This window comes from Paraburkholderia sp. BL21I4N1, assembly GCF_002973525.1.
Taxonomy (GTDB): Bacteria; Pseudomonadota; Gammaproteobacteria; order Burkholderiales; family Burkholderiaceae; genus Paraburkholderia.
Window position 1 is genome coordinate 484,674 of record NZ_PVEN01000002.1, and the last position, 26,905, is coordinate 511,578.

At 64.2% G+C, this 26,905-nt stretch carries 27 protein-coding genes; 21 read left to right on the plus strand and 6 right to left on the minus strand.

The window, feature by feature from the left end; all coding sequences use genetic code 11:
- The first annotated feature begins 15 nt into the window (after window positions 1–15).
- A complete protein-coding gene (locus tag B0G83_RS08450) occupies window positions 16–1,425 on the plus strand; it encodes a hypothetical protein (RefSeq protein WP_105506978.1) in 1,410 nt (469 codons plus the stop codon).
- Between the two features lie 30 nt (window positions 1,426–1,455).
- Here the strand turns inward: B0G83_RS08450 and B0G83_RS08455 are convergent, their stop codons facing one another.
- On the minus strand, window positions 1,456–1,761 hold the full coding sequence (locus B0G83_RS08455) for a hypothetical protein (protein WP_105506979.1): 306 nt from the start codon (window positions 1,759–1,761) through the stop codon (window positions 1,456–1,458).
- A 349-nt stretch (window positions 1,762–2,110) separates the two neighbouring features.
- On the opposite strand from B0G83_RS08455, the gene B0G83_RS08460 reads away from it, so the two are divergent.
- Both B0G83_RS08460 and B0G83_RS08465 read left to right on the plus strand, forming a co-directional pair.
- Window positions 2,111–4,279, plus strand: a complete 2,169-nt coding sequence (locus B0G83_RS08460; protein WP_105506980.1) for a DNA topoisomerase 3 — start codon at window positions 2,111–2,113, stop codon at window positions 4,277–4,279.
- Between the two features lie 89 nt (window positions 4,280–4,368).
- Window positions 4,369–5,010: a hypothetical protein gene (locus B0G83_RS08465; protein WP_105506981.1), complete on the plus strand. Its 642-nt coding sequence runs from the start codon at window positions 4,369–4,371 to the stop codon at window positions 5,008–5,010.
- 66 nt (window positions 5,011–5,076) lie between these two features.
- Here B0G83_RS08465 and B0G83_RS08470 read toward each other — a convergent pair whose 3' ends face one another.
- Entirely contained in the window at window positions 5,077–5,358 is a 282-nt protein-coding gene (locus B0G83_RS08470; protein WP_105506982.1) for a hypothetical protein, read from the minus strand.
- Between the two features lie 558 nt (window positions 5,359–5,916).
- Here B0G83_RS08470 and B0G83_RS08475 point away from each other — a divergent pair.
- From B0G83_RS08475 to B0G83_RS08510, 8 genes are all read left to right on the plus strand, one after another.
- Window positions 5,917–6,420, plus strand: a complete 504-nt coding sequence (locus B0G83_RS08475) for a DUF6876 family protein (protein ID WP_258167783.1) — start codon at window positions 5,917–5,919, stop codon at window positions 6,418–6,420.
- Window positions 6,421–6,483: 63 nt separating this feature from the next.
- Window positions 6,484–6,837: a phage protein NinX family protein gene (locus tag B0G83_RS08480; protein WP_105506983.1), complete on the plus strand. Its 354-nt coding sequence runs from the start codon at window positions 6,484–6,486 to the stop codon at window positions 6,835–6,837.
- A 3-nt stretch (window positions 6,838–6,840) separates the two neighbouring features.
- The gene (locus B0G83_RS08485) at window positions 6,841–7,389 is read left to right on the plus strand and encodes a hypothetical protein (RefSeq protein ID WP_146120177.1); all 549 of its coding nucleotides are present in this window, start codon (window positions 6,841–6,843) and stop codon (window positions 7,387–7,389) included.
- A gap of 433 nt (window positions 7,390–7,822) precedes the next feature.
- A complete protein-coding gene (locus B0G83_RS08490; protein ID WP_105506985.1) occupies window positions 7,823–8,422 on the plus strand; it encodes an antirestriction protein ArdA in 600 nt (199 codons plus the stop codon).
- A 214-nt stretch (window positions 8,423–8,636) separates the two neighbouring features.
- The gene (locus B0G83_RS38525) at window positions 8,637–10,070 is read left to right on the plus strand and encodes a hypothetical protein (RefSeq protein ID WP_181156762.1); all 1,434 of its coding nucleotides are present in this window, start codon (window positions 8,637–8,639) and stop codon (window positions 10,068–10,070) included.
- 86 nt (window positions 10,071–10,156) lie between these two features.
- A complete protein-coding gene (locus B0G83_RS08500) occupies window positions 10,157–10,600 on the plus strand; it encodes a hypothetical protein (RefSeq protein ID WP_105506986.1) in 444 nt (147 codons plus the stop codon).
- An 81-nt stretch (window positions 10,601–10,681) separates the two neighbouring features.
- Complete coding sequence (locus B0G83_RS08505) at window positions 10,682–11,290, plus strand: helix-turn-helix domain-containing protein (protein WP_105506987.1); 609 nt, start codon at window positions 10,682–10,684, stop codon at window positions 11,288–11,290.
- A 127-nt stretch (window positions 11,291–11,417) separates the two neighbouring features.
- On the plus strand, window positions 11,418–11,978 hold the full coding sequence (locus B0G83_RS08510; RefSeq protein ID WP_105506988.1) for a hypothetical protein: 561 nt from the start codon (window positions 11,418–11,420) through the stop codon (window positions 11,976–11,978).
- A 75-nt stretch (window positions 11,979–12,053) separates the two neighbouring features.
- On the opposite strand, the gene B0G83_RS08515 is transcribed toward B0G83_RS08510, so the two are convergent.
- Entirely contained in the window at window positions 12,054–13,325 is a 1,272-nt protein-coding gene (locus tag B0G83_RS08515) for an integrase repeat-containing protein (protein ID WP_105506989.1), read from the minus strand.
- Between the two features lie 140 nt (window positions 13,326–13,465).
- On the opposite strand from B0G83_RS08515, the gene B0G83_RS08520 reads away from it, so the two are divergent.
- The 3 genes from B0G83_RS08520 to B0G83_RS08530 all read left to right on the plus strand — a co-directional run bounded on the left by B0G83_RS08520 (window position 13,466) and on the right by B0G83_RS08530 (window position 15,099).
- Window positions 13,466–14,044, plus strand: coding sequence for a helix-turn-helix transcriptional regulator (locus B0G83_RS08520; protein ID WP_069744913.1), 579 nt, complete (start codon window positions 13,466–13,468; stop codon window positions 14,042–14,044).
- Between the two features lie 2 nt (window positions 14,045–14,046).
- Window positions 14,047–14,688, plus strand: coding sequence for a uracil-DNA glycosylase (locus tag B0G83_RS08525; protein ID WP_258167788.1), 642 nt, complete (start codon window positions 14,047–14,049; stop codon window positions 14,686–14,688).
- Between the two features lie 156 nt (window positions 14,689–14,844).
- Window positions 14,845–15,099 carry a hypothetical protein gene (locus tag B0G83_RS08530; RefSeq protein WP_105506990.1) on the plus strand — a complete coding sequence of 85 codons (255 nt, stop codon included), beginning with the start codon at window positions 14,845–14,847 and terminating at the stop codon, window positions 15,097–15,099.
- Between the two features lie 67 nt (window positions 15,100–15,166).
- Here the strand turns inward: B0G83_RS08530 and B0G83_RS08535 are convergent, their stop codons facing one another.
- Window positions 15,167–15,550: a hypothetical protein gene (locus tag B0G83_RS08535; RefSeq protein WP_146120178.1), complete on the minus strand. Its 384-nt coding sequence runs from the start codon at window positions 15,548–15,550 to the stop codon at window positions 15,167–15,169.
- Between the two features lie 283 nt (window positions 15,551–15,833).
- On the opposite strand from B0G83_RS08535, the gene B0G83_RS08540 reads away from it, so the two are divergent.
- On the plus strand, window positions 15,834–16,139 hold the full coding sequence (locus tag B0G83_RS08540) for a hypothetical protein (RefSeq protein WP_105506992.1): 306 nt from the start codon (window positions 15,834–15,836) through the stop codon (window positions 16,137–16,139).
- 166 nt (window positions 16,140–16,305) lie between these two features.
- Window positions 16,306–18,000 (plus strand): hypothetical protein, encoded by a 1,695-nt coding sequence (locus tag B0G83_RS08545; protein WP_105506993.1) that lies wholly within the window; start codon window positions 16,306–16,308, stop codon window positions 17,998–18,000.
- A 46-nt stretch (window positions 18,001–18,046) separates the two neighbouring features.
- Here B0G83_RS08545 and B0G83_RS08550 read toward each other — a convergent pair whose 3' ends face one another.
- Both B0G83_RS08550 and B0G83_RS08555 read right to left on the minus strand, forming a co-directional pair.
- Window positions 18,047–18,892, minus strand: coding sequence for a hypothetical protein (locus tag B0G83_RS08550; protein WP_146120179.1), 846 nt, complete (start codon window positions 18,890–18,892; stop codon window positions 18,047–18,049).
- A gap of 157 nt (window positions 18,893–19,049) precedes the next feature.
- The gene (locus tag B0G83_RS08555; protein ID WP_181156764.1) at window positions 19,050–19,637 is read right to left on the minus strand and encodes a TerD family protein; all 588 of its coding nucleotides are present in this window, start codon (window positions 19,635–19,637) and stop codon (window positions 19,050–19,052) included.
- Between the two features lie 191 nt (window positions 19,638–19,828).
- Between B0G83_RS08555 and B0G83_RS08560 the strand changes: the two genes are divergently transcribed.
- The 5 genes from B0G83_RS08560 (at window position 19,829) to B0G83_RS08580 (ending at window position 26,855) form a co-directional block, all read left to right on the plus strand.
- Window positions 19,829–20,494, plus strand: a complete 666-nt coding sequence (locus B0G83_RS08560; RefSeq protein ID WP_105506996.1) for a helix-turn-helix domain-containing protein — start codon at window positions 19,829–19,831, stop codon at window positions 20,492–20,494.
- A 29-nt stretch (window positions 20,495–20,523) separates the two neighbouring features.
- Complete coding sequence (locus tag B0G83_RS38065; RefSeq protein ID WP_146120180.1) at window positions 20,524–20,967, plus strand: hypothetical protein; 444 nt, start codon at window positions 20,524–20,526, stop codon at window positions 20,965–20,967.
- 147 nt (window positions 20,968–21,114) lie between these two features.
- Window positions 21,115–21,408, plus strand: coding sequence for a hypothetical protein (locus B0G83_RS08570; RefSeq protein ID WP_105506998.1), 294 nt, complete (start codon window positions 21,115–21,117; stop codon window positions 21,406–21,408).
- Window positions 21,409–21,426: 18 nt separating this feature from the next.
- Window positions 21,427–21,936: a hypothetical protein gene (locus tag B0G83_RS08575; protein ID WP_105506999.1), complete on the plus strand. Its 510-nt coding sequence runs from the start codon at window positions 21,427–21,429 to the stop codon at window positions 21,934–21,936.
- Window positions 21,937–22,103: 167 nt separating this feature from the next.
- Window positions 22,104–26,855 (plus strand): type ISP restriction/modification enzyme, encoded by a 4,752-nt coding sequence (locus tag B0G83_RS08580; protein WP_181156767.1) that lies wholly within the window; start codon window positions 22,104–22,106, stop codon window positions 26,853–26,855.
- The last annotated feature ends 50 nt before the right edge of the window (window positions 26,856–26,905 follow it).

The following is a 26,905-nucleotide window of genomic DNA, read 5'->3' on the forward strand; positions in this document are numbered from 1 at the left end:
ATCAGGGGGGAGAGCATGTACAAGAGCGAGGGTGTCACCACCAAGGTCGGGCGGCGAACGACGCAAGGTCCCACCAACAAGGACAACCTGGTGGATCGCAGGAGGCTGGTCAAATGCTTGAAAAAGGAAAGGTGGATCCCCGAGATTTTCGGCGCCGTTTCATCTTGGAAACCGGTGGAGCGCTGTCCCCGATCGAGCCGGGCAAAGGATCGTCGCGGGTGGGTCATTCGGCCGCTCCTGCGACGGCGTTTTGGCGAGTTCGGTTTTGGCTCGTGTCGGTTCGATCTGGAATGCTATGAACCGCTGACCACGGTCGATCTGACGGTGCTGTTGTTATGCGTCGTGGATGCACAAAGCAACAGTAATCGCGAAGCAAAATCCACGTTCAGGGGCACGATGTCGGTGAAGAAAGCTATGTCTTCCATTGGTCCTGTCCCCGGTTGGCTGACCGATGATGTGATCCGTGAATCGCTGGACCGGATGGGGGACTGCGTCCTACGCTTTCACCTCGATGGCGAGAAGAGCAGCCTGGACTTCGTTCAGCGCGATGCGTTCGTCGATAGCGAGGACGGGTATGGCTACGTCTTGAACCGGTCGACGGTGGAACTCCTTTCGGACCACGTGGGCGAGATCGACTTTGTACGCATGGTTCATTTGAACAATGCCGTGGCCCGGTGGATTCATGCGACCTACGCTTGCGGGTTCCTGGGGAACAACCTCCCGGTGAGGGTCCTGCGATCCGCTTGCGGTTACGACGAACAGCAGGCGAACGCCTTTCGTCAATGCCTTGACGAAGCCATCACCGAGTTGCAGACGCCCCGCACCATCGAGAAAGACGGGAAAACGATTGTGGAAATCCCACCCCAGGTCGCGTTGGACCTGCGGATTCAAAACGATGCCCTGCATTTTGAGTACGCGGTTGACGTTGAGGAACACGATTCGGCCACGCCGGGTCGGGTGTTCGTGATCACCACCGCAGCAGAGATTTCCGACGGGTACATCGACTTCGCAGCACGGTTGGCCAAGTTCGGCAACAAGGTCGACGGGGTGGTCCGCATGGCGCCGGCCAGGAAGAACCAGGACAACAGCCTGCACCTCCTGGCCGCGATCAGTGACCTGATGACCACCTACAAGCCTCGCCATAAGGACATCGTGGCGATCGTGCGAGGCGGTGGCGGGGATAGGTGGCAATACACCATGTACCAGGACGTGAGCAGCGTTGGTGGGATCAACGCCCTTCGGAACCAAGGCGCGTACGTGGTGCTGGGCGTTGGACACACCCGGCACCAATGGCTGATCGACCCCTACGTGGATTACGTGGCGGAGGTCCCCTTTGCGGCAGCGGAACACGTGAACGGGGTGCTCGCTCAGGGGATTCCCGCTGTCGTCGCGCCCGCTCCTGTCGAGGAAGTAGCCTTCGCCTGATCAACGGCCCCTCGGGGCCGTTTTTCATGGTCACCCCCTGGACGTCGCCACCCGGTACCGCGCGTGCACGTGCGGGCGTCCGGCCGGCAGGTTGGTGCACCAGACCTGCTGCGCGGCGATGGACCCCTGATTCTCGCGCACGAGGCGGTTGAACGCTCGCCCGACCTTGCGTCGCCAACCGTGGAGCAGGGACGCCCACAGGGCGGCATGGCGCGCTTCCCGGGCGCAGAGCTGGCGCAGGGTCCCGGCCTGCTGGTCGCGCGTCATCAGCCAGGCGAGCAGGCCCTGGGCGATGGCGGCGGTGGTCGTGTCGTGGTCGAGCGGGGTGGTGGTCATCGGGTTCTCCTAGAACGTTGGCCACCCGCACGATCGCGGCGTGGCTCTACATATAGTGAAAAACAGACCAAAACAGACACCGATTTCCCCGACTGTTACAAAAAAGGTCGCCGACCTCCCGTCCGGGCCAGCCGGGCGGTGACCCGCAGCACCATGAATCCAGGTGCACCCACCGCCCTGGGCCACCGCGCGAAGCGGGATCGCCCCGTCCGCCGCAGGCGGTTTTCCCCGCCACCCGCGCCTCCGCACCAACCCCTCCCGCAGCACCCTGACCCTCCTGGTTTGACAAGCATCTGGGACCTGCTAGGTACGAGTATCCGTGCCATGGCACAGCTACAGGAGGCTCAACGTGCGTCTTTGGATCTTCGAAAAACCGTCCATGGCCAGAGCCGTGATCCCCCATCTGCCGAAGCCGCACACGCGGCACGAGGGCTACTACGAGACGGGCGACGGCTACGTGTCCTGGCTGGCCGGCCACGTGATGGAGCAGGTGCAGCCGGGCGACTACGACGAGCGCTGGGGCAAGTTCCCCTGGGCGTTTGAGGACCTGCCGATCATCCCGAAGGACTGGAAGCTCAAGGTCTCGGAGGACAAGAAGGACCAGGTCAAGATCATCGAGACGCTGCTGAAAAAGTGCACCTCGATCGTGAACGGCGGGGACGCCGACCGCGAGGGTCAGCTCCTGGTCGACGAGGTGCTGCTGCACTTCGGCAACACCAAGCCCGTGGCGCGGATCCACCTGAGCGCGATGGACCCGACCAGCGTCAAGAAGGCGATCGCCTCGCTCGAGGACAACGCGACCTACCGTCCGCTGTACGAGGCCGGCTTGGGCCGTCAGCGCGCCGACTGGCTGGTGGGCATGAACATGTCCCGGGCCTACACCATCCTGGCGAAGAAGCAGAACTACCCCGGTGTGCTGTCGGTCGGGCGCGTGCAATCGCCCACGCTCGCCCTGCTGGTCAAGCGCGACCGCGAGATCGACGGGTTCGTCCCGAAAGACTTCTGGACCGTCGAGGCGCAGTTCGCCGACCCGGGCCAACCGGCGTTGCCGTTCTGGTCGCGCTGGCTCCCGCCGGGCCTGTCGCTAGAATCCGCGGAAAAGCAGGCGGACGTCGACGCGAAGGGCGAGGCCGACGAGGACGAGGAGGGCGACGAGATCGAGGGCGAGGGCGGCACCGTCGCCGGTCAGCGCCCGGCCTGGCTGGACGAGCAGAACCGGATCGTCAACAAGGCGGTGGCGGACCAGATCGCGGCGAAGGTGCAGGCCGCGGCCCAGGGCACCGTCACGCGCTACGTGAACAAGCCGGCGGAGGAGCAGCCGCCGCTGCCGTTCGAGCTGACCGGTCTTCAGACCGCGCTCAACGGGAAGTACGGCTACTCGGCCAAGGAGGTGCTCGACACCTGCCAGGAACTGTACCTCGCGGGCCAGACCACCTACCCGCGCTCGGACTGCCCGTACCTGCCCGTCTCGCAGCACGCGGAAGCCCCGGACGTGCTGGACGCGATCGCACGGGGCGCCCCGCACCTGGCCACCCTGGCGGCCAACGCCAACGTGACGATCCGCTCGCGGGTGTGGAACGACAGCAAGGTGACCGAGCACCACGCGCTGATCCCGACGCGCCAGGCCCCGGACTGGTCCACCCTCACCGAGATCAAGCGCCGCACGTACGAGATGATCGCGCAGCGCTACCTGGCCCAGCTCTACCCGAACTGCCTGGTGGACAAGGCCAAGGTCGAGGTGTCGATCGCGGGCGAGCGCTTTGCGGCCAGCGGTCGCGTGGTGAAGGACCCGGGCTGGCGCGTGGTGTTCCAGGGTGAGGCCCAGACCACCGACGCGAAGAAGGCGAAGGACGCCACCGCGACCCTGCCGGTGCTGACCGAGCAGGGCCCGGTGAACCGCCTGGCGGTGAAGGTGGACGCAAAGCGTACCACGCCCCCGCCGCGCTACACCGAGGGCTCGCTGCTGACGGCGATGAAGCACGTCCATCGGACCGTGACGGACCCGGTGGAGCGCAAGAAGCTCAAGGCCCTGGACGGCATCGGCCGGTCGGCGACCCGCGCCGGGATCATCGAAACGATCATCAAGCGCGGCTTCGTGGACGTGAAGGGCAAGCAGCTCGTGGCCACCGTGGTCGGCAAGATCCTGGTGGACGCGTTGCCGGCCAAGCTCACCGACCCGGGCATGACCGCCCGGTGGGAGGCCCTGCTCGACGCGATCGCGAAGAAGCAGATTCCGCTGCACGCGTTCATGGCGAAGCAGGAAGAGGCCATCGGCGAGCTGGTCGCTGCGGCGCGCGTCTCGACCCTGCCGACCATCCCGGCGGATGCGATGCCGGCGCGCAAGCCGTACACCGGATCGTCCACCCCGAGGCCGGCCCCGGACGGCGCGAAGAAGTGCCCGAAGTGCAAGAAGGGCTACCTGGTCCCCCGGACGGTGAAGAACGGTCCGAAGGCCGGGCAGACGTTCCACGGGTGCAACAACTACCCGGAGTGCAAGCACAGCGTCTGGCCGAAGTAAGGCCCGGCGCACGACGTTCACGAAGCCTGCCTGGCGACCACCGGGCGGGCTTTTTTCATGGTCATTCGGCCGTTCGAGGAGGTACCACCATGCAACAGCCCGATGTTCAGCCTTCCCCTGTTGACCACCCGTCGCCCGAGCGCGAGCGGATCGTGGCCGACCTTCTGGGCGCCAAGCTCGACGCCTACGACGTCACCCGCCTGATGGTGGCCTGCTCGGACCCGGTGCCCCTGGGTTGCCTGGTGATGATGGGCGTACCGATGGAGGATCGGTTTTCCTTCGTCGGGGCTCAGGGTGCCGAGGCGCAGCAGCAGGTCCGCGAGGAGTCGACGGCGGCCGACCTGTTGACCATGGCCAGGATCCTGGTCGTGATCAGCGAGCGCGAGGAGCGGGGCCTGCGCATGAACACGCCGGTGGGCGAAACCTTCTCGCTGCTGGAAATCAGCGCGCTCTGCGTGCACGCGCACGAGATCGTCGAGCCGGGCATCAACGCGTTTCTGCGGTCGGCGGACCTGGACGGTGCGCGCATCAACGAGCGTTACACCACGGCGTTGCGGGACCTGCCCGAGATCGAGAAGACGGCGCTGCTCGTCATGGGCGAGGCGTGGGATGAGACGGACGACCTCGATGAGGTGGACCGGATGGTCTGCTTCAGCTTCCAGCGAAGTCCTGTCGCCGAAGCGATCGCGGAACGCCGGGCGACCGGTGCGGGTGGCATCACAATGCACTGATCGCTCGGTCGAACGAAAAAACGCCCACTCAGGTGGGCGTTTTCCGTGGCGGCGGGACTGCGGCGCTCATTCCTCGATGTCGTCCGGGTTCCACGCGATGACCAGCTTCTGGCGATCGCCGTTGGTGTCCTCGACCGTGACGGTGTAGTTCTCTTCAGTCAGGCGCTCGACCAGGGGTTCAACGAACTCCTTGCTGTCCTTCGGCAACCGGTAGGTCGTGCTGTTGTTGCCGGCGTCGGCCTCGTTTTTGATGTCCAGCTTCACGGACTCGTACAGGTCGCGATATTCCCGGTTCTTGCGGCCTTGCTCGGCCCGGGTCCTGGAATCATCGGCATCATCGTCAAACATGGGTGGTCTCCTGGTGGATGGTCGGCGCGATTTTGTCTCGCGGTTTCGATACATCGGGGCGACCCGCCCCATTGCAAGATCGTCGCGCAAAAAGTTGCTGAAAACGCGCAACTTCTTGCCGATGGCCCTGGCCCGCAGGGCACGGGTTCGTGCGGGGCGTGAGCCCCGGGTTTGAACGGGCCATGGCACGGGTGCGGAACTCCCGCAGATCCCAGCAGCGCACCGGCGCAGCGCGACCCCTCACCCCGTACGTCCAGAGCACCGCGGCGCCGGCCGCGGGGTGGTGCGTTCAACCGTGACGCCGTGCTTCCTCCATCCCCGTTTTCGATTCACCGCTGGGTGGCCCGCCCACTTCCTCGACGTGTAGCTCAACCGCGCCCCTGATGGGGGCAAGGCACCGCTGCGCGCGTTGTCCTCTCCCGTTCCCCTCGCTCCCTTCGGTCGTTCGGCGCATGCGGCATCCGGCAACGGCCTGGCCCCCGGGGCGGGTCTCACTCTTCCCACGACGAGGCGGCTCCACTGAGCAGTGAAACGAAACCCAACGGGGAGGGCAGGGAAATGGTCCACGGCGTCGAACGCACCACCAACAGGCACACCGCGGCGTTCCCCCGCACCCCCGAGGCTCACCACCGAGCAGATAGCAGCGCCACCAACACCACCACGAAGGAGAGCAAGACGATGAGCAAAGCAACGATCGACGCGGCCACCCTGGGCCAGTTCACGGGCACGGAAAACTACTACCGGCTGGGTCCGGTCCTGCGCGACGCGCTCGCGACGGACGGAGTCCACTACCTCATGACCAACGGTCTGGCCTGGCTGGTCACCGACGCCGTGGCGGTGTGCGTGCTGCGCGCCGAACACGACGGTTTTTTCATGATCGAGTTCACCCCGCGTGAAGACGGTTCGGGTGAGCTGGTCATCGGCGACGGCAACGGCACGGTGAGCCACCGTCAGGAGTATCGCAGCCACTCGTACAACCTGGCCAAGCCCCTGCGCCTGTTCGCGGAATGGGGTGAGGTCGAGAAACCGCAATGGGTCATTTTGCTGGCCAGCGAGCACTGATCTCCCCACGCCCCGGACGCTACGGTTTCCGGGGCTCCCTCCCGACACGACACCAGGAAGACCATGAACCTCATCACCATCACCACGGGCGATCTGATCGGCCCGGCCCTCGACTGGGCGGTGGCAAAGGCCATCAACGCACCGTTCACCACCGGACCGTTTTCCACTGACTGGGCACTGGGCGGCCCGATCCTCGAAACGCACGGCGTCGGCTACTTCCGCAACGGCAAGCGGGTGTACGCCAACGACGCCAAGCGCTGGGAGGCCAACCGCATCGTCAACCCCGACGAAGCGCCGATCCTGCGCCACGGTTACCGCGCCCTGGGCCCGACCCCGCTGGTCGCTGGCTTGCGCTGCCTGGTGCGCAGCAAGCTGGGCGAAACGGTCGACGTCCCGGCCAACCTGGTGGAGGCCTGAGCCATGGCGAAATCGACCTTTCAAAGTCGCGGGATGATCGGCGGTGTGTTCACGTGCGGCATCTGCGGTCGGCGCACGCGCCACACCAACCAGGGCATGTCCCACCTCTGCCCGCAGTGCGACACCTGGACGGCGATGGAAAACAGCATCGTCGACGGCGATTACAAGGGCATGCCCGAGGAACTGGCGCGCGCCGAGGCCACCATCCTCCGGCTCAAACGCGAAGCGATGAAGCGGGGCGGGGACGCCCGGAGCCTGGGCCTGTCGCTCGACGGCTCGCGCGACCTGCGCACCGAGATCAACACGATCCTGAGCGCGGTCACGGCACGCGGTCACCGTCTCGACATCGCGGGCGGGGCGCTCCCCGGCGAGACGGCCCTGGTGGTGGACGCGAACGGCGACGCCGTGGAGGGACCGGGCGAACTGCTGGCCGCCTACGCCCAGCTCTACGCGCTGCTGGTGGACGTGCTCCAAGGGCACCTGACCGAGCAGCAGTTCGAGGACATGGGCGGCAACGTGTGCCGTGAGATCGTGCAGCAGTCCCAGGCATAACGACGGATCCTACGGCTCGCGCGGTCCGTCCAGCGCCCACCTTCGCGGTGGGCGTTTCGTTTCTTGGGCGCCTGACACCCTTCGGGCAACACCCCGCCGGAGGCGGAAACGGCACTCAACCCCGAACACCGTGAGGCAGCAACCCACCGCGGCGTGGTTCGCCACGGCCGTGCTGGTCGAGGCGCGTTGGTGCGTGGTCCCGTTCCCGTTCGTTGGTGCTGCTCCGTGTCGCCTTCAACCGACGTGTAGGACCGATTCGACCACCGTTCAGGGCAAGGGGTTCGCGTCGCGCTTCCTCTCCCGGTCTTCTCCTCCTGGCGTCGTCGAAGCGTGCGGCATCCGGTGAGCCCCCTGGCCCTTGTGGTCGTTCGGTCCTGTTCCCCGTCCAGGCGATGACGGCAGCAGGCAAACCCAACCGAACGGAGAGCAAGCCATGACCACGAACCAACCGACCAGCACGAACGGCCACAACGAAACCGCGCAGTTCCTCGCACCCCAGGCTCCAACGACTGCAGGTATGACCACCGGCGACTACTTCGCCCAGCCCTACAACACCATGGCTGCAGGCTTCTACTTCTCGGATTACGAGGAGTACACGGCCAAAGCCGAGGCGCTGCGCGACCCGTTCGGTTCCCCGGTGGAGGAGTTCGAGATTCAGGCGATCGATCTGGACCGGGCGCAATCGGAGCTTTTCGAAGCCTTGAAGATCGATCAATCGACCCTGGAACGCTGGTTCGATGAGGTGGTCGACCTCGACGAGCGCGAAATGGCGGCGGTGTTCTTCCTGGTGGACAACAGCGGGTACGACCTCGACAGCGCGATGGACAAGAAGGACGACGTCTCGCTGCACCACGGCGACCTGCTGGACGCGGCCACGGAGCTGTTCGACGAGTGCTACGGTTCGTCGATCCCGGACAACCTCAAGTCCTACATCGATTACGAAGCGTTTGCCCGTGACTGCCGTTGCGGCGACATGGTGGAGTTCGACTTCGGTGGCACGACCTACACGTGCACCAGCGCGAACCACTGCTGACCACGGGCCCGGGGCACCACCCCCCGGGCGATGCGTTTTGGATCGTCCGGGGTGGTGCCAGGGCACCCCTCGACGCCCGGGCGTCCAGGGGGACCCCACGCCGAAGGCGCAGGGCCCGGAGGGAGGGGGACTAGGCCTCCGGCCGGTTTTTAGGGACGTGTGGCACACTCCTCATCACCACCAGACCAACACGACCGATCAACGCGAGCGGGGCATGGCCAAAACGACCAACACGACCAAAACGACCAAAACGACGACCACCACCAAATCAGGGAAAACGGGGAAAACCGGCAAACCCAAGACGGCAGGCCCGGCAGGCGGTGATGCCAGCGACGTCGGGACGGTGCTCCCCAATCAGACGGTCTGGGAAGACACCGTCATCATCGCGTTCCGCGACCTGCAATGGCACCGCTGGCGCGTGGCGGTCCAGAAGGCGCGAGGCGCAAAGCGTACCGCGCTGCTGGCTGCGAGCCCGGCCGACCTGCACAAGCTCGACCACGACGCGGAGTCCGCGTTCGGGGACGTGCTCACCTCTCAGGGCGCGCGCTATTTCCTCTTCGAGTTCAAGGCGGTGCGCGATGGCCACGTGGACGAGCGTGGCAAGGGCATGTTCGAGCGGCTCAGCCACTTCGTCACGCTGGCCGCATCCACCGTCGACCAGAACGCCCAGCTTCCGCCGCCGGTGCAGGCCCTGATCGATCTGTCGAAGCGTTGCCACTTTGGGGTGTTCGGGCTTCGTGAGGCGCTGACGCCCAAGGATGCCGCCGCCAAGTCGGCCACCCCGACACCGTTCACGTTCCAGACGATCGACGCCCCAGCGCTTCCGAAGGACGCGGTACGGCTGCGCCTGTTGGCCGACCCCTACATCGAGTGGGTCCACCTGGCCAACCGCAGCCTAGCCGATGGGTTCATCAAAGCGCAGGCGAAGAAACAGGCCGAGGCGCAGAAGGCCCCAGATGCGTCGCGCAAGCGCAAACGCGTGGCCGTCCAGGAGGCCTCCCTGCAGGACAAGGCCACCAAGGCGATGCAGGAAGCGAAGGACGCCATGGCCTTGGTCGCGGCAGCCGCCGACGCCGCGGCCAACGCGTTGCGCAGGACGGCCCTCGCGCTGTTCGCCAAGGCCAATAAGGCTCAGGTGGAGGCGAATCGCGAGGAACGTGCGGCCGTGATCGCCGACGGTCGGGAGACCATCGAGCGCATCAGCATCGACCGGATCGACGACCCGATCCCGCTGGAATCGATCGTCTGGGAAGCGCCGCCGGTCACCCAGTACGGCGTCTCGCTTGAGGAGCTGGCCGTCTACCTGGCGGCACTGCTCGACCTGCCTGGCCCGGGCCAACCGAAATCGCCATCGGGTGGATCGCCCGGTACACCGGGATTGCCGGGCGACCGGATCCGCATCAACCTCGCGCGGGTCATCAACGGCGACGTCGTGCAATGGACCCTCACGGCCTCGCAGATCCGCAACGCCGCGAACTTCCAACGGATCGTCGCGCGCCTGGACAACGAGCAGGACGTTGAGGTCGACGTCGAGGTGGACGCAGGGGCACCATCGTCGACGCCCACCAGGCACACCAAGCACACCACGCAGTTCAGCATCGGCGGCACCGAGAAAGAACAGAGCACCGACCCCGAGGACCAGGCCTGATCGGGCGGGCGTCAATCGGCTCGATCGACTTGACGCACCCGCAAAACCCGCTAGGTTGGGATCTCGCACCCCCTTGTGAGATCCCCATGAAAACCCGCCTCATCAACCTGGACGCCACCCTGCGGCTCGTACGCCGCGCGTTGCGCGAGACCTTTCCCCGCCACACCATCGACGCGTCGCCGACCCCCACGGGGCTGTGCGGGATCCACGTCACTTGGTGCGACGGCCCGACCGTGGAGCAGGTGCGGCGAGTCCTCGAACCGTTCAGCCTTGGCTGGCACAACGAGGTGCATTGGCACAGCATGAAAGGTGCACCGGTCAAGTTCCAGCCCTTCGTCCGTCCCTACCGCACGACCAGCGGACAGCCGGTCGACCAGGTGGCGCCGCAAACGTCGGCCACGCTGGCCAGCATCTCGACGTTCAAGGAGTGTTCGACCTGGACCGCACACTTACGGGAGTTGGACGCGATGCGTCGAAGCAAGCGGTTGCTGCGCCGGCTGGAGGGGCAAAGCGCCTTCGCGGCGACTTGACTCGCCTGCAAAACCTGCTTGACTGGGTCCAGCACCGCGAGAGCGGTGCCTTCGCCACTCGCCACGGGAGACCCAGCCACCATGACCCTCGGACCGATCGCCAGCACCACCCAGCCTACCCCGGAGGGCACATCGGCGACCCGGCACGACGCGCTGCACGGCATGCTGATCCGCGGCGAAGCCGCAACGTTCCTGGGGTGCAGCCTGTACGCCGTCGACCGGCTTTGCCGTCGGTACGACATCCAGCGTATCCGCAGCCCGCGGGGCTACCTTTATGTTGACCGTGCAGGGTTGCAGAAGATCAAGGATCAGCTCGACACCATTCAGAGGGGAAGCCTGCTCGACGAGTGTGGCGCAGCGGAACGCCTGGGCCTGTCCCGAGCCACCGTCCGAACGCTGGTCAAGCGGGGTGCGCTGAAACCGGCGGTGCTGGCCCGGCGAACGCGGTACTTCCGCCCGCGGGACCTCGACGATCTGGACGGCCGGATGCAACGCGATGGCTACATCATCGCTGCCCGGGCTGCCGGGCACCTGGGCGTAACGCGTCAGCGGCTGTCCCAGCTTGTGCGCGGGGGGCGCCTGCATCCGTACATCGACCCGCGGGGACGGCGGCTGTTCGAGGTGGCAGAGCTGGACGCCTACCGACGCGAGCACCCGATGCAGGTCCCCCGATCCACCGCCACCGTTTGACATGAAGCCGTGCCCTGGCACGACTTCATCGGCTGTAAAAACTTGCCATGAGCTCCGAAGTACGAGAGCTTGAACCGACCGGCCCCGCACCCGCAGGGCCTTCAACACCGACAGGAGGAAGAGACCCATGGAGCAGTTCGGCAGCAACCCCGAGGCCCTCGACGAGGACCGTTTCAACGACCCAGCCGACCGTTCGGAGCCGGCGGTGGAGTTCACCCCGGACACGTTCGGCAAGACCGGGACGGCAAAGGGCGGCAAGGCCCGCGCGGCGGCGCTCCCCGAGGAAGATTTGAGCAAGCCGCTTGCTCCGACCTTCGCGGAAGGGCATGGCCTGTTGAAGTTCTTCCCGCCGACCCTGCGGGACATGGCGCGCGCCGGGGTGAACTTCACGCTCGACAACAGCGGGGCCGTCACCGTGAACGGCTTCTACAAGCGCGGGCCGCTGTCGCTCGAAATCGGCGACGACGACGCGCTGACGGCGATCGACCGGCGCGGCCAACGGCATCCGATCGGGTCGTACGACGATCTGGTGACCCTGAACTACCGCGCCTGGATCCAGAGCAACACCCGGGGCGAGTCGTGCGCCCCGGAACGCCCGTGGCTCGACGCGTTCATCGCCAAGAACTGGGTGAAGCGTCAGGTCATTTTCGTGCCGCGCGATCCGTTGCCGACCGCTGACGGCGAGTGATCCGCTGACGCTCGCGCAGCAAGCAAAACGCCCGGCTACGGCCGGGCGTTTCCGTGGGCGTCGGGCAGGCAATGCTCAGGCGGTCACGAGATCGTCGACGGCCGCCGTATCAACATCCCTTGCTCGCGGGTGATCGGTGGCGAGGAAGTGGGCCCAGCCGCGCCACTCGACCTCGTAGACGTTCTGGGGATTCGACGGGATGTGCGCTGGCCGATCCCTTCGGGCACCCCATTCCTTCTTCGTCGAAATGCCATGGTCCCGCCCCCAGGCGGAGGCTTCCGCCATCACGCAAAACCGGCGCTCGCCGTTGGCGACGGTGCCGGTCCCCAGGAAGTGTCCCCATCCCTGCCATTGGGATTTGTAGATGGTTTGGGGATTCGACGGGATGTTCGACGGTCGGCGATCACCGAGTGCCTGCCAAGCTCGCTGGGAGCGGACCTGCTGCGCCTGGGCCCACGTCGACGCTTCGGCTAAGGTGCAGAACTCGCGGTCGCCGTTGTACACATTCCCGGTGCCCAGGAATACTCCCCAACCTTCCCATACATCAGGGTACGCACTGGGCGGATTGCCTGGCATCCCCGGCGGAAGTTGGCCGCTCCGCGTCAGCATCCGCCATTCGTCTTCGGTTTCGATCCCCATGGGCTGGACCCAGGCCTTCGCATCGACGTACGACCACTTGGCCACTGGCTCGACGTGACGGAACGCGTCGGGTGGCAACGGCATACTGAGCGCTTCGTCGATCCTCTCGGACAAACCATCGTCCTGCAGATGACCCTCCGCGATCAGCCTGGCCATGTGCCGCAGCACGGCTTCGATCACCGACCAGTAGTTCCCACGAGGCGACTGGACCGCAACGTCCCAGGTGGGGTTGAGGAGGGCAAGCGGTGCCTCGCGAACCCGGATGACGGACCATCCGGCCGTGGTAAGGCGCAGGGATTTTTGGGCGTCGCTCACGTAGCGAGCCTCGCCTTTGTGCCAATGGCGCCCGTCGTATTCGATCGCCAGGCGTCTCGATCGGTCGAGCAGGTCGAGGAAGAGCACCCGCTCCCCATCCGCGGGGTCGACTACAGCACGCTGTCCGGGCACCAGGTCCAGGACGCCCTGCAGCCCGTGTTTTAGCGCCAGTTCAGGGCGGGACAGTCCGCCGCTCCACGCGGAGACGCCGAGGAAGCTCTTGAAACCTTTCCACTGCCCCTTGTAGGCCACGACGCTTTGCGGGCACTTGGGAATGTCGGCGGGCCAACCGTCCATTTTGGTCCGCGCGTCCCATTCGTCCTGGGTCATGATCCCTTGGGCCTGGGCCCAGGCGCTTGCATCGTTCAACGAGCGCACCGTCTTTCTCGCCACAGTCTTTCTCCTGCAGGTAAAAGCCAGTACCTAGCAGGGCATGAGGGGCTGTCAACCTCGGCCCGGGCGTAGTGGGGCTGGGGATGTTCACTGGATCCCCGTAGAATCGTGCGGTTCCAGCACCACCGCGGCAACCCACCATGATCATCGACGAAACCAAGATCACCACCTACAACAGCATTTGCGCCGTCCTGCTCCGCGAGATACGCGTGCAGCGCGGTTTCCACCGGGCTCAGTTCGCCGATTTTTTCGGCAAACCGGCCAGCGCCTGGGAAGCCATCGAGGCTGGGAAGTCTCGGCTCGACCTCGACGTTCTACTGCGCGTGTGCCGCGGGCTGATGCAACCGCCGGGGCTGGTCTTGACTGTGGCAGACGCCTACGAGCGGTTTCTGCGCTACTTCGGCTGGTCGGTCGTGCTGACCGACACCGGCGCCGACGGGCTGATGAAGTTGGCCAACGAGTATTGGAAGAGCCCCGGCGGTCGTTTTGCGGACAACGCACCGATGTTCTCGTCGTCCATCCTCGTCGAGCCCTACCAGCAAAACAACGTCTGGTACAACTTTGCTCCGGTATTCCGGTACGTGGACGACCCCCAGTTCCGCACCGAACAAAACGACGAAGAGCGTTTCAAACCGTTGCCGTCGGCCGCCGACCGCGTCATGCAGAACGGAGTGAGCGGCAGGACGAACGGCGTCAACGGCGATCCCGAGGGCATCTGACGGTGGTCCTGCTCGACGACGCCCCGCGCGCACTGCGCGACCCCGAGACCGTGGCCCTGCGCCGCGTGATGCTTGCGGAGCCCCACGTCGCCCCGCTGGCGCGGTACGTCCAGGCATTGCGGGCGCAGCACCCGACCTGGGAGTTCCAGGACTTCGACCCAATGGACGGGGGCGTGCACGCGGACATGCTGTTCCTGCTCGAAAAGCCCGGGCCCATGACCTCGCCCACGGGCAAGAAGCAGGGCTCCGGGTTCATTTCCCGCAACAACGATGACCCCACGGCGGAGGGCGTGTTCCGGTTCATGCAGGAGGCGGGCATCCCCCGCAAGCGCGCGGTCCTCTGGAACGTGATCCCCTGGTGGGACAGGTCGATCAAGTTCACGACGGCGGAGGTGCGGCGGGGGATCGAGGAGCTGCGCAACCTGCTCCCGTTGCTCCCCGCGATTCGCACCGTGGTGCTGATCGGCGGCCAGGCCAGGCGAGCGCTCCCCCTGCTGCAGACGCTCCGGCCGGACCTGCGGATCTGCACGTCGGCGCACCCGGGCCGGCAAGTCTACCGGTTCAACCCCGACCAGTGGAAGGCGATCCCGGCGCAGTGGAAGGCCGCGGGCCTGACACAGGATGAGGTGAGCGCCGCACCCTGATCACCGCGACGTGGGCGGGAGCACCGGGGTGGAGGCGGGCGCTGGCGCCCGGGTGTTGAAGGGGTGCCACGGCACGGCCCCATCGACAGGAACGCTGGTCTTCAGTGTGCGGATGGGCTACCGTACAGCAGGATTACAACCAACCGGAGGCCAGCCATGCTCAACGCTCGTTTTCTCCCTGCTGTGCTGCTCGCGCTGGGCCTGGCGGCCAGCACGTCGAGCTGGGCGGAGCAGCCGATCAACACCACGAACATCAGCCCCGAGCTGTACGTCCCGAAGGTGCGCTCGCGCAACGGTCAGCCCCCGCTGGCCCATTGCCGGCAGATCAATCAGGAAGTGAACGGGCACATGGTCTCGCGCCGGCAGTGCATCACCCCGGCGTCGATCCTGCCTGACCGGGACGGGTCCTGACGGAACCGCGCCCACCAGGCAAAACGCCCGGCATGGACCGGGCGTTTTTGCGTGGGGCGATCGCAGATTACTTTTTGAGGCACCCTCCGGGCTTCCCGCAATGCGAGGCGATGAAGTCGGCCAGGCTGCGGGCCTGCTGCGCCTGGATGGTCCCCGGGGCCTTGCGTTCGACCTCGGTGGCCATCTGATCGGCGCCGGTGAGGATCTTCGCGCGCTCGGCGTCGAGCTGGGCCTGAGGCACCACCTGCGGCGGCGTCGGGAAGGGCACCCGCACAGGCGGCTCAACGACCACGGGCGCCGGGGCCGGCTTCGGCAGGAGCGAGTTCAGCGCCACCACCCCGCCCACGCACACCGCCGTGATGGCCAGGACAGACCCGAGGATTTTCAAACGCCGGATCCGCTCCTCGCGCGGCAACATCTTGATCGGCGGCAACCAGAAAAAGAAAAACACGATGGACCTCCCCCTGTTGTGGGCACCTGCGGGGTGCGTTACTCACAGCTTAAGGGGGTACGGTCCGGTGTCAAGTCAAGCCGTGCCAGGGTTACCTGCCCTACTTTGCGGTGCAAAAGGTGCAAGCAAATATCATGTTTTTGTCATCATTTGACATACGTTTATTTGATGCCAATGTAAAAGGAGACCATCGCCACTTGGAGGAGCTATGTTGGCAGGAGTAAGGGGGCACCCGCCGAGTCGAGCCCGATCGACCCGCGGTGACGATAGCGAGGAGGACATCATGCGCCACGAAGACTTGAAGGGCATTCATCACAAACTGGATCAGATCCTCGAAGGCCAACCCGTGCAGACCTCGTCTCACGCGGGTGAGGTGTCGCCCACCATCAAGTTATTCGTCAAGACGCAGGGCGATGAAGTCGTGTCCAAGATCGAGGCCCAGTTTTCGGAAATGAAGACTGCGATTGCAGATTTGCGGAAAGACGTTCGTGACGACATGAAGGAACTGACGTCGAACATGTGGAAAGGCATCGGCGCGCTCGGTGTGATCGCTGCGATCATCACGGCATGCTCACGCATCTTCCACTGAGGCCAAAACAGCCGAACGCATTGAAGGTCGGCGCGCGCTTCCGATCAGAGCCCACCCTTGCGGTGGGCTTTTTCATGGTCCGTCGGCCAGGCTGTTGCGCAATCCTGGCAGGCCATTACACTGGATTCAGCAGTCACTCCAACCTCCCTCCCGAAGGATCCACCCCATGGCCTGGAAAGACCAACCGACGACCCCTGCCGAGTTCCGCGACATCGCACTCGACGTTCAAGACGATCTTCATCTCGACAAGAAAGACGAGGCCGTGAAGAAGGCCGACGACGGCGGCCAACGGATTCGTTCCACGGTCAAGACCAAAGGGCGCAAGGCCACGGAACAGATCGTCGTTGACAGCGGAGCCTCGGCTACCGTTGCCAAGGCGATCGTCGATGAAGCCGCCAAGGAGCGGAAGATCTTCCCGTCCGCGTTGATCTCCGTGATGCTGTCGCGTTCCCAGTCCGAACGCCACATGCTCACCGCCGAGGCCATGACCTCGAACGAAACCAGCCGCTGGATTGACGACGTAAACGTCAGCGACAAGCAATCGCTGGCCGGCAGCAACGAACTGCTGGCACAAGCGAAGGTCAGTGGCGATGCTTACACCTGCTTCCTTCTGGCCTTGAAAGTGTCGCAGCGCGTTGTTCGGTCTGAACAGGCTCTGGCGGTCGCTTTCTACGCGTTGTCGAACGATTTCGAGCGTGATCGCAAAACCTACCTGGCGGGCAAGGCCACGGGGCAGGTCAAGGCCGTGTTCGACCTGCTGGAGAAAGTGCTCGACGGCACGGCCAGCAGCGAGGAGCAGAACATCTTCCGTAAGTCCCTGATCGCACGGGTCGAAGAGGCCAACAGCATGGATCCGGGTGACCTGACCAAGCCTAATCGGCCGGGCCCGGATGCGCAGGTTTCGTCCAAAACCAAGAGCGGCCAATCGCTCCTGGTCGCTGGCTACATGACGACGCGAGACGACGCAGGCAAACCGATCGATACCGCCCGTTCCCTCGAAAAGCATTGGCGAGGTCTGTTCAGTGGCCTTGCAGAAAATGCGCAGGTGCTGATCGTTCTCGCAGGCGCATCGCCTGTCGCCGAAGTCGCCCGGATGCGTGGCGAGAACGCCGAACGGATCGCGTCGTGGGCCGATGATGTGGCTGTGCTCCGCACCGCGAGCACGGTTTTCGAGACCATGGACGCCACGGTCATGCCTGCAATCCTGAGCGGGAAGGCCAAGTTCGCCGGTTGGTTTTCGTCCGCTGAGCCGGTCGTGCTCGATGCGGGGATTGCCGAAACGGTCCAGCAATCTCTCGATCACCTGATGGCTCAGGGTTACCCGGCCAGCACCGGCCGGGGTATCGAGATCATGACGCAGACGCTCAACGTCTTGAACCACTGGGCCGTCAAACACCCGGAGTCGTTTCCCTACTTCCAAGATCAAAAGGTCATCGACTGGGTGGAGAAGTGCCCAGTCATGAAGGGTGGTCTGGCATCGGCCCTTTCGAACACCAGCCTGGCCATCGATCAGTCTCAAGAACGCGCCATTCTGCGGGCGGAAATGAAGCGCGCCGCGCGTGAAGAAGAGATCGCCCGTGATCTGGAGAGCAGGCCTCAAGCCGCACCCAAGGACGTCGCCAAACTGAAAAAGAAGGTGATGGACAAACTGATCGGCGAAGGCAAGCGCTTCAAGGACCTCGAAACGTCGAGCGTCGCCTACCTCCTTGCATGCGTGAACGAAGGCGATGCGCACTCCGTCCAACGGATCATCGACGGGGAGAACCCGCGAACCGTTCGAATCGAAGTGCTGGAAGCGCGTGCCGCGATTGCCTTCGATGATGAAGGTCCGCAGGTGAAAAACGGCCGCGCTCACCGCTGACCCAGGTGGCAATGAACAAAGCCCACCCTTACGGTGGGCTTTGTTGTCATCGAAGGTCGTATCCATTCTTCCAGGCTGTCCACAACCAGAGGTGATCGCGCAGCCCGTCGATCGTTTTCGAGGTGGTCCACGTTTTTCGGCCGAGCCGGGCCAGGTCGTTTCGCATCTTGGCGAACGTGTGGTTGATCGCGAACAATGGATCGAACCCGTCATCGTGCGGGGTGCTCAGCGTCGTGTGTCGCACACCGGGCAGGTTCGCGGTGATCCACTTACGATAGGAGGCGTTACCATCGGTGGCGATCGTGGCCCCTGGGGCAAGCGCAGGTCGAATCCTCAGCAGAACGCGACGCATGACCTTCGGTCGCTCGTCCACGTGCCACTGGTAAAGCGTCCTGCCCTTGGGCTGATTGCTCGGCTTGCGAGCCACGTCGAACGCCAGCACCTCACCGGTCTTCGCCCGGATCACCATCGGAACGCTCAACTGTTTCATGCGTGAATGCATGAACGTTTCCAGTTCGTCCATCATCACGTAAGTGGTTTGGATCGTGGCGAGGTGATCCTTGTGAACGGCCTCGGCTTGTCGCGCCAGGTAGCGGATCTTGCGGGTGATGGTGACCGGGTGGCAATCGAGGATCACGGCCATCCGGCGAAACGTCACCCCTGAAACTGCCATCTGAAGGATCCGACGATTCAAGTCCGGCCGATGGTGCTGCTTGTGCGGCTTGGTCCGCGTCGCGCAAAACGAGGTGAGGCAGGTTTTGCACTGATAGCGCGGCACCTTCTGCCCGTTGTGCTTGGTGACCCGGTAACCCTTCTTCCAGTAGAAATCGGCGGGCGGATCTGAGTGGTTGACGCACGCTTCGTTCGGACACGTCGGGCGAGGGTTTTTCATATCACCACGATAGACCAAGCCGCGCACGATTTCGAGCAGTTTTATCCAAGTTGGCTTAAATATCCCGCTCAACCTCAATAAAGATAAGTTTGTTGCGACCGATCTTGCACCCTAAAGTAGGGCAGGTAAGTGCCAGGGTCCATCTTATCGGTGGCGTTCAGTTGGGCATGTGCTCGTCGACCAACTCGCCCAGGTCGTGCTGGGAGCCCTCGCCGGCGGCTTCAAACCAGCACGGGGCGTCCGGCGTTTCGCGCTGGATCGTGGCGATCAGGACGGAAGACACGTCGCCATCCGCTTGCTCCACGTCGTAGCGGGCCAGTTCGACCCCGGTGGTGTTGTTGTACAGGCGAACGCCCAGCGTCGGCACGTCGGCGAAGGTCTGGCCGCGCTCCTCGGACCGGTGGATGGTGACGAAGAACCGCAGCTCCTGGGCGTAACGGCTGAGCTTGGCGAGGTCGATCCGGACCACTTGCTTGTCCGGAACCCCGTCCGTCCCCGGCACGGTGTCACCCTGGTGCGTCACGGCACCGTCAGGCGAGACCTTGTTGTTGTAGAAAACGAAATACTCGTCGCTGATGATGGTCTTGGTCCCGTTGGCGATCTTGCAGACGAACACGCTGGCGTCAACGTCCGGCTTCTGGCTGGTGTCGGCCAGCGCCCAGAGGATCTCGATGCGCAACGGGTCCGTGCCCACAGCGTCGTTCAGGTTGAATCGTTCCCCGGTTTTCAGCGTAACAGCGGACACGGCGTTCTCCTTCAGTGGGCCCGCGGCGGTCCAGACCGCAGGCGATGGTGGTGCCTCGGATGGTAGCCTGGCGCGGGCGTTTCCAGGGGCAACCGGTGAGTTGACGGGGACCCGGAAGCTGCTAGATCTGGACGTGCGCGACGGCCTTGGGCCGCGCGTCCGATCAACACGACCCCAGGAGGCAGACCACGATGTCCAAGGCTATGCAGGACCAACCCACCACGGCGGACGCACCCCCGGCTCGACGGCTGAGCACCGCGGAGGCGGCGTTGCTGCTCGGGCGCGGGACGCAAGCCGTCACTCAACTGGGCCGAACCGGGCGTTTGCCACGGGAGCGGGGCGAGAAGAAAGCCTGGACCTACGCCGAGACGGACGTGCTGGCGTTGAAGGCAAGCCTGGCCCCGTCGACCGGGACGATGAACACCGCGGAATGCGCCCGGTACCTCGGGGTGTCGATCAAGAAGGTCCAGAACCTGGCCCGTAAGGGCGCGATCCATTCCAGCGGCGGCGGCAAGGGGCCTGGCAATGCTCGGGTCTTCACGCTTGCGGACGTCGAGCTGTATGCCGCGCGCAAGGCGGCCGGCAGGGACTACAGGTTCGACATCCTGTCACAGGACGCGCTGGACCGCCGCGAGCTGGCGTGCTTGCAAGCGCAGCAGCCGAAGGTCGAATCGGCTCCGGCGACGGCACCCGTCCAGAGGTTCGTCCTGCCCGACGTGATGCGGAACTGGCCCATCCTGGACGATCGGGACTGCGCGCCCCGTCGGCCGAGGTATGGGGCGGGGCGATCTGATCCAGGCGAAGCCGTGCCCAGGCACGGCTTGCGTTCCCCTGGGGGCCTGCTACGTTGGAAGTAGGACACCAACGATCGCCAACGGAGGAGACCTTGAGCGACCCGACCACCCCCCAGGATTTCGTGCTGCACCCCACCCGCGGCTTGCTGAACCAACCCGTGTCACGGTTGGTCACCTTCGGCAAGCCCTCCTACCTCCCGCCGAGCATGCTCAGCGCAGCGGTGGAGGACCCCACGCTGGCTCGATCTGCACCGAAAACCCCGGCCGCCCCGGTGGAGCAGGCGGAGTCGACCATCTTGGACTTCTTCGCGGTGATGCTGCTGAGCCACGTGGTCGGGTTCCTCGCGCATTGCCACCTGCTGGGCGAGGCCCTGGAAGTCGGCATCGAGGCGAACGACACGTACCGCAAGGGTCCCGGGAAGGCATCGGCGCCGGACAAGCTCAACCGCAACGCGGTCCCGTCGAACGTCACCGAGTTCGGCCCGCGGCGGGTGGGCTGGCTGGCGCGCTCGCAGGTCAGCTTCGGCCGCCGGTGACCCCATGACCGCGCTCGCAGGCCCAGGTTGCGCGGCACCGGTGAGGCTCTGAGGCGCTGCTGTTGACCGGCTGGGAAATCCTGCTACCTCTCGAGCATCCCGGGAACGCCCGGCCAAGCGTCGAACCCCACGAAACGAGGTACCACCATGAGCACCGAACAGTTTGACCTGACCACCGTACAGTTTGACCAGTTGATGGCGGCCATGAACAACGTGAATCAGATGATTTTGGCTATGAAGTCACAGTTTGCCGACGTCAAGGCTGATCTGTGCGAGATCAAGGCTGACCTTGCCGACATCAAGGCAGGTTGTTGCGACATCAAGCAATCCTTGACCCGCGTGGATGCGACCGTCAAAGCTACTGGCGAAACGATCGATCGGTTGACGGGCTACGAAATCCTGCTACCTCTGGAGCATTCCGGGAACGCCCGGCCCATCTGATCCCATGGAGGACTTCGCATGAACACCCGTATCGACACCGTCAACAACGTTCGCGCCGCTATGGCCGCGGCCGGCATCGGCGCGGACACCCAGGCCCACGGCCAACTGCGCGCCGACCACGCCAACAACCTCGTGGCCATGCTCAACGCGGAGGACAGCGGCACCTGGTCCCGGCTGGGCAGCACGTTGCTGATGGACAGCATGGGCCAGCTCCCCGACGACCTGAGCGAGTCGGCCAGCGAGATGTTGTCCATCGCCCGCAGCCTGGGCCGGCTCGACGGCAGCTCATCGACCTTCGTGGGCGTCGCCGAATCCTGGGCGGGCGCGCGTGCGTTGGCCGGCAAGACCGGGGCGAAGAGCTACAGCGCTCGGGTCGCCCTGAACCTGATCCGCGAGGGACGCCTCGTGCTCGACGGCAACACCACCGTCCTGTTCGACGAGCGCGGCGTGCTGGACCGCCTCGGCGAGCTGCAGGAAGCCTGCGAGGCGGCGGGTGCGCGGCTCGTGCAGCTCGCGCTGGTGCACTGATCCGCCTCGATCGCTCGCGACCGTCGGCCACAGCCGGGAGCCCCACCGCCCAGGTGGGTTTTTGCGTTGTGGCCCGCCTGCGTCCGATCGCCATCCGGTCAGGGCGGCCAGACGGTAAAATGCGTGACTTTTCAGAAATCAGCGCACGCACCACGGACCGCCACCTCATGATCCGCACGATACTCCAACAATACCGCGACAACTCCGCGTTCAACCGAGACCTTGGCGATCGCTTCGAGCGCCTGATGCGCGCCTATCTCAAGCTCGATCCCAAGTACGTGGGGCAGTACGAGGATGTGTGGCTGTGGAAGGACTGGCCCCAGCGGGCTGAGCTGGGCTATAACGCGCCGGACACTGGCATCGACCTGGTGGCCAAGCTGCGTGACGGGGAGGGCTTCTGCGCCATCCAGTGCAAGTTCTACGAGACGCCGATTCAGATGGGCGACCTGGGTAACTTCTTTACCCTGTCGGGGAAGGGCGGCTTCACGCAGCGCATGGTCATCGCCACGGCGTCGCTGAGCAAACACGCTGCTGCCGCGATGGATAACCAAACTATTCCAGCGGAGCTTCTGACCTTGGAAGACTTGGATGAGTCTCCCATTGACTGGTCCCAGTTTTCCCTCGACAAACCCGAGCAGCTTCGGAAGCGCCCTAAAAAGACGCCGCTCCCGCATCAGGACGAAGCCTTGGCCGACGTGGTAAAGGGTTTCGCCTCGAACGATCGGGGCAAGCTGATCATGGCGTGCGGTACCGGCAAGACCTACACCTCGCTGGTCATTGCCGAAAAGATGATCGCGCCGGGCCAGAACGTTCTCTTTCTCGTCCCATCCATCGCCTTGCTGTCGCAGACACTGCGCGCATGGACGGCTGACACGAGCATTCCCTTGCGCTGTTTCGCCGTATGCTCGGACAGCGCGGCGGGGCGTAACGAGGAAGACATTCGGATTTACGAGCTGGCGTACCCTGCGACGACCAATGCGACGAAGCTGGCGAAATCGTGGCAAGAAACGCACAGCGACGATGCGGTGACGGTGATTTTTTCCACCTACCAGTCGATCGAGGTTGTTCACCGCGCCCAAGAGAAGACTGGGATGGTCTTCGACTTGGTGATCTGCGACGAAGCGCACCGCACAGCGGGTTATACAGCCCCGGGTGATGAGCCGTCCGCCTTCGTCAGCGTCCACAACAAGGACTACATCAAGGCGCAAAAGCGCCTCTACATGACCGCGACTCCGAAGATCTACGCGGAGGCCAGTAAAGCCAAGGCGGAGGAATCGGAGATCGATGTCTATTCAATGGACGACCAGGCCACCTTCGGTCCGGTGTTCCACCGCCTGCGGTTTGACGAAGCCGTACGTCGCAATCTGCTGTCCGACTACAAGGTGCTGATCATTGCGGTCGACGAGCTGCACGTGAACGAGGTGCTCAATCGGCGGATCGCGGACAGTGGGGACGAGTTGAAGCTGGACGATGCTGTGAAGATCGTCGGGTGTTGGAACGGGCTGGGTAAGCACGTGTCAGCCGACGACGGCATGGACGTGTCGGTCGATCCACAACCGATGCGCACGGCGCTCGCGTTCGCCCAATCGATCAAACATTCGAAGCTCGTACGTTCGGAGTTCGAACGCATCTCCAACGACCTTTCGGACGACCTGGACTACCTCCCGGCTCTCGAAGCCAAACACGTCGATGGGACTATGAACGTCGTCGACCGGAACCGCAGCCTGTCATGGCTGAAGGAAAACATCGGGCGGGAGGAAGACGTATGTCGAATCCTGACCAACGCGCGATGCCTGACCGAAGGCGTTGACGTCCCGGCGTTGGATGCGGCGATCTTCCTGAACCCCCGCGATTCGGTCGTGGATGTGGTTCAGTCGGTGGGGCGCGTTATGCGCAAGGACCCGTCCGGCCGCAAGAAGTACGGCTACGTGATCCTGCCCATCGGCATCCGCAAGGACGCATCCCCAGAAACCGCGCTGGACGACAACAAGAAATACCGTGTTGTATGGCAGGTGCTGAACGCGTTGAGGGCCCACGACGATCGCCTCGACAAGCAGTTCGCGACCATTGACCTGACCGGCAAGGGCAACGGGGTGGTGAACGTGATCGGCGTGGGCGGTGGCAACGACGGCACCGACCGCACGCAGCAGCAACTGGGCTTCGCGTTCGACCCGATCGAGTTGGGCAAGTGGCGGGATGCCATGTTTGCAAAGATCGTTCGCAAATGCGGTAACACCCGCTACCTGGAAGACTGGGCCAAGGACGTGGCGGACATCGCCGAGCGCCACCAGATGCGTATCCGGGCGCTGCTCGATCGGCCGTACTCGAAGGGCAAGAAAGCGTTCGACGAGTTCCTCAAGGGCGTGCGGAAGAATCTGAATCCCAGCGTCAGCCAGGACGATGCCATCGAAATGCTGGCGCAGCACATCATCACCAAGCCAGTGTTCGATGCGTTGTTTGAGGGCTATGCGTTCACTAGCCTCAACCCGGTGTCCCAGTCCATGCAGAAGATCATGGACATCCTGGAAGCCCAGGCCATGGACAAGGACCATGACACGCTGGAAGGCTTCTACGCGAACGTGCGCGAGCGCGTGTCCGGGATCACCGACCCCAAAGGGCGTCAGAAGATCGTCGTCGAGCTGTACGAGAAGTTTTTCAAGACCGCGTTCAAGCGGATGGCGGACCGCCTCGGCATCGTCTACACCCCGGTGCCCGTCGTTGATTTCATCCTGCGGAGCGCGGACGCGGCCTTGCAGGAGCACTTTGGTCTCCGCCTGGCAGACCGAAACGTTGACATCTTGGACCCGTTCACGGGCACCGGCACTTTCCCCGTGCGCCTGATCGAGACAGGGCTGATTCCGCCGGAGCAACTGGCGTACAAATATCGGAACGAGCTGCACGCAAACGAGATCGTCCTGCTAGCCTATTACATCGCGGCGATCAACATCGAGGAAGCGTTCCACCGCATCGCTGGCGGTGCCTACGAACCGTTCCCCGGCATCGTCTTGACCGACACGTTCCAGATGAACGAGCCACAGGCCGGGGATTTGGACGAAGGGTTGCCTGAGAACCACGAGCGCGCCGACAAGCAGCGCTCGCGGGATATCCGCGTCATCGTGGGCAACCCTCCGTATTCGGTGGGCCAAGAGAGTGGCGACGAGAACAACCAGAACCTCAAATACGCGCAGCTTGATGATCGTATCGGTGCCACGTACGCGGCGCACTCGACGGCGACGCTGGTGCGCAACCTCTACGATTCCTACATCAGGGCGTTCCGATGGGCCTCGGACCGGATCAAGGACGAGGGCGTAGTGTGCTTTGTGACCAACGGCACCTGGATCGATAGCGCGACCATGGACGGCTTCCGCCGGTCGCTGGGCGACGAGTTCTCCGACCTCTACGTGTTCAACTTGCGGGGCAACGCGCGCACCCAGGGGGAACAGCGCCGCAAGGAGGCCGGCAACGTGTTCGACGCCGGCTCCCGCACGTCGGTGGCGATCACCTTGCTGATCAAACGCAAGGACCACACTGGGAAGGCCAGGATCCACTACCACGACATCGGCGACTACCTCTCGCGAGAGCAGAAGCTCGATGCGATAGCTGGGTTTGAAAGCTACAAGAGTGTGCCCTGGACCGAGGTCAAGCCGAACGAGCACCACGATTGGATCAACCACCGAAGCGGTGATTTCGGCACCTTCACCGCGATGGGCGAGGAGCCGCAAGCCATTTTCGCCACGAAGGCGCTGGGCGTGTCCACGAACCGCGATGTGTGGGTGTACAACCATGGGCACGCGGCGTTGGAATCAAACGCGAGGCGGATGATCGACTTCTACAACGAGCAGGTGGAGAAGATCTACACGCCTCATCAGAAGCAGAACGAGAAAGATGTCGCCGGCAAGGTGGCGATCGCCCCGACGAAGATCAAATGGACGCGGGGCCTCCGCACGTCGCTGGCGCGCGGTACCCGATCGACGTTTTCCGAATCGTCGATCGGTATGGCGCTGCATCGGCCGTTCTCGAAATCGTGGCTCTACCTGGACTCGATCTGGGCCGAGTACAAACCGACGAAAATCTGGCCATCGATCGACTACACGAACCTGGTGATCTCGGTCATCGGCGTCCCGGAGCGCAAGGGCTTTTCGTGCCTCATGGCCAACGTTCCGTGCGATCTGCACATGATGGACACGGGACAGGTGTTCCCGTTGTACTGGTATGAGCAGCAAACGGCGCAGCGCCAGAAGGGACTGGCCTTCGGCGACGAGGATGGTGCGTCGGACGGTAAGGGGTTCATCAAGCGCGACGGGATCAGCGACGTTGCGCTCGAGACCTTCCGCAAACAGTACAGCGATCCGTCGATCACCAAAGAGGACATCTTTTTCTACGTCTACGGGATATTGCATTCGTCCCAGTATCGCGAGCAGTACGAGGCGGACCTCAAGAAGGTGTTGCCCCGCGTCCCGTTTGCCACCGACTTCCGAGCCTTCGAGCAGGGCGGGCGCAAGCTGGCCAAGCTTCACCTGGACTTCGAGACCGTTGAACCGTGGGCCGTGCAGATCGAGGCCAAGCCGCAGGGGGACATGGACCCCTTCACGTACTACCGTGTCGACAAGATGCGGTTCGCATCGGCCGGTGGGCGCGAGAAAGACAAGACCACGCTGATCTACAACCCCCGGATCACCCTCAAGGGGATCCCGGCGGAGGCAGCCGATTACGTGGTCAACGCGAAGAGCGCGATCGAGTGGATCATGGAGGAGTACCAGGACTACACCGAGGGGGAGAGCGCCATCCGCAACGATTCGAACGCCTGGTCCCGCGAGCACGACGATCCCGCGTACATCCTGACGCTGCTGCAACGTGTGATCCGCGTCAGCGTCGAAACGATGGGGATCGTTCGGACCCTCCCGCCGCTGCAAGGTTGAGCGTTGGGCCGTCGCGCCCTCGGAATGCCCGCGCAGGGCACCCGAAGGGG

Excerpts from the sequence above, each read along its gene's own strand:
- B0G83_RS08580 (WP_181156767.1), top strand. The coding sequence starts at position 22,104 with ATGATCCGCACGATACTCCAACAATACCGCGACAACTCCGCGTTCAAC.
- B0G83_RS08540 (WP_105506992.1), top strand. The coding sequence starts at position 15,834 with ATGCGCCACGAAGACTTGAAGGGCATTCATCACAAACTGGATCAGATC.
- B0G83_RS08450 (WP_105506978.1), top strand. The coding sequence starts at position 16 with ATGTACAAGAGCGAGGGTGTCACCACCAAGGTCGGGCGGCGAACGACG.
- B0G83_RS08505 (WP_105506987.1), top strand. The coding sequence starts at position 10,682 with ATGACCCTCGGACCGATCGCCAGCACCACCCAGCCTACCCCGGAGGGC.
- B0G83_RS08480 (WP_105506983.1), top strand. The coding sequence starts at position 6,484 with ATGAACCTCATCACCATCACCACGGGCGATCTGATCGGCCCGGCCCTC.
- B0G83_RS08530 (WP_105506990.1), top strand. The coding sequence starts at position 14,845 with ATGCTCAACGCTCGTTTTCTCCCTGCTGTGCTGCTCGCGCTGGGCCTG.
- B0G83_RS08485 (WP_146120177.1), top strand. The coding sequence starts at position 6,841 with ATGGCGAAATCGACCTTTCAAAGTCGCGGGATGATCGGCGGTGTGTTC.
- B0G83_RS08510 (WP_105506988.1), top strand. The coding sequence starts at position 11,418 with ATGGAGCAGTTCGGCAGCAACCCCGAGGCCCTCGACGAGGACCGTTTC.
- B0G83_RS08560 (WP_105506996.1), top strand. The coding sequence starts at position 19,829 with ATGTCCAAGGCTATGCAGGACCAACCCACCACGGCGGACGCACCCCCG.
- B0G83_RS08570 (WP_105506998.1), top strand. The coding sequence starts at position 21,115 with ATGAGCACCGAACAGTTTGACCTGACCACCGTACAGTTTGACCAGTTG.
- B0G83_RS08455 (WP_105506979.1), bottom strand. The coding sequence starts at position 1,761 with ATGACCACCACCCCGCTCGACCACGACACGACCACCGCCGCCATCGCC.
- B0G83_RS08475 (WP_258167783.1), top strand. The coding sequence starts at position 5,917 with ATGGTCCACGGCGTCGAACGCACCACCAACAGGCACACCGCGGCGTTC.
- B0G83_RS08465 (WP_105506981.1), top strand. The coding sequence starts at position 4,369 with ATGCAACAGCCCGATGTTCAGCCTTCCCCTGTTGACCACCCGTCGCCC.
- B0G83_RS08490 (WP_105506985.1), top strand. The coding sequence starts at position 7,823 with ATGACCACGAACCAACCGACCAGCACGAACGGCCACAACGAAACCGCG.
- B0G83_RS08520 (WP_069744913.1), top strand. The coding sequence starts at position 13,466 with ATGATCATCGACGAAACCAAGATCACCACCTACAACAGCATTTGCGCC.
- B0G83_RS08575 (WP_105506999.1), top strand. The coding sequence starts at position 21,427 with ATGAACACCCGTATCGACACCGTCAACAACGTTCGCGCCGCTATGGCC.
- B0G83_RS38525 (WP_181156762.1), top strand. The coding sequence starts at position 8,637 with ATGGCCAAAACGACCAACACGACCAAAACGACCAAAACGACGACCACC.
- B0G83_RS08545 (WP_105506993.1), top strand. The coding sequence starts at position 16,306 with ATGGCCTGGAAAGACCAACCGACGACCCCTGCCGAGTTCCGCGACATC.
- B0G83_RS08550 (WP_146120179.1), bottom strand. The coding sequence starts at position 18,892 with ATGAAAAACCCTCGCCCGACGTGTCCGAACGAAGCGTGCGTCAACCAC.
- B0G83_RS08500 (WP_105506986.1), top strand. The coding sequence starts at position 10,157 with ATGAAAACCCGCCTCATCAACCTGGACGCCACCCTGCGGCTCGTACGC.
- B0G83_RS08470 (WP_105506982.1), bottom strand. The coding sequence starts at position 5,358 with ATGTTTGACGATGATGCCGATGATTCCAGGACCCGGGCCGAGCAAGGC.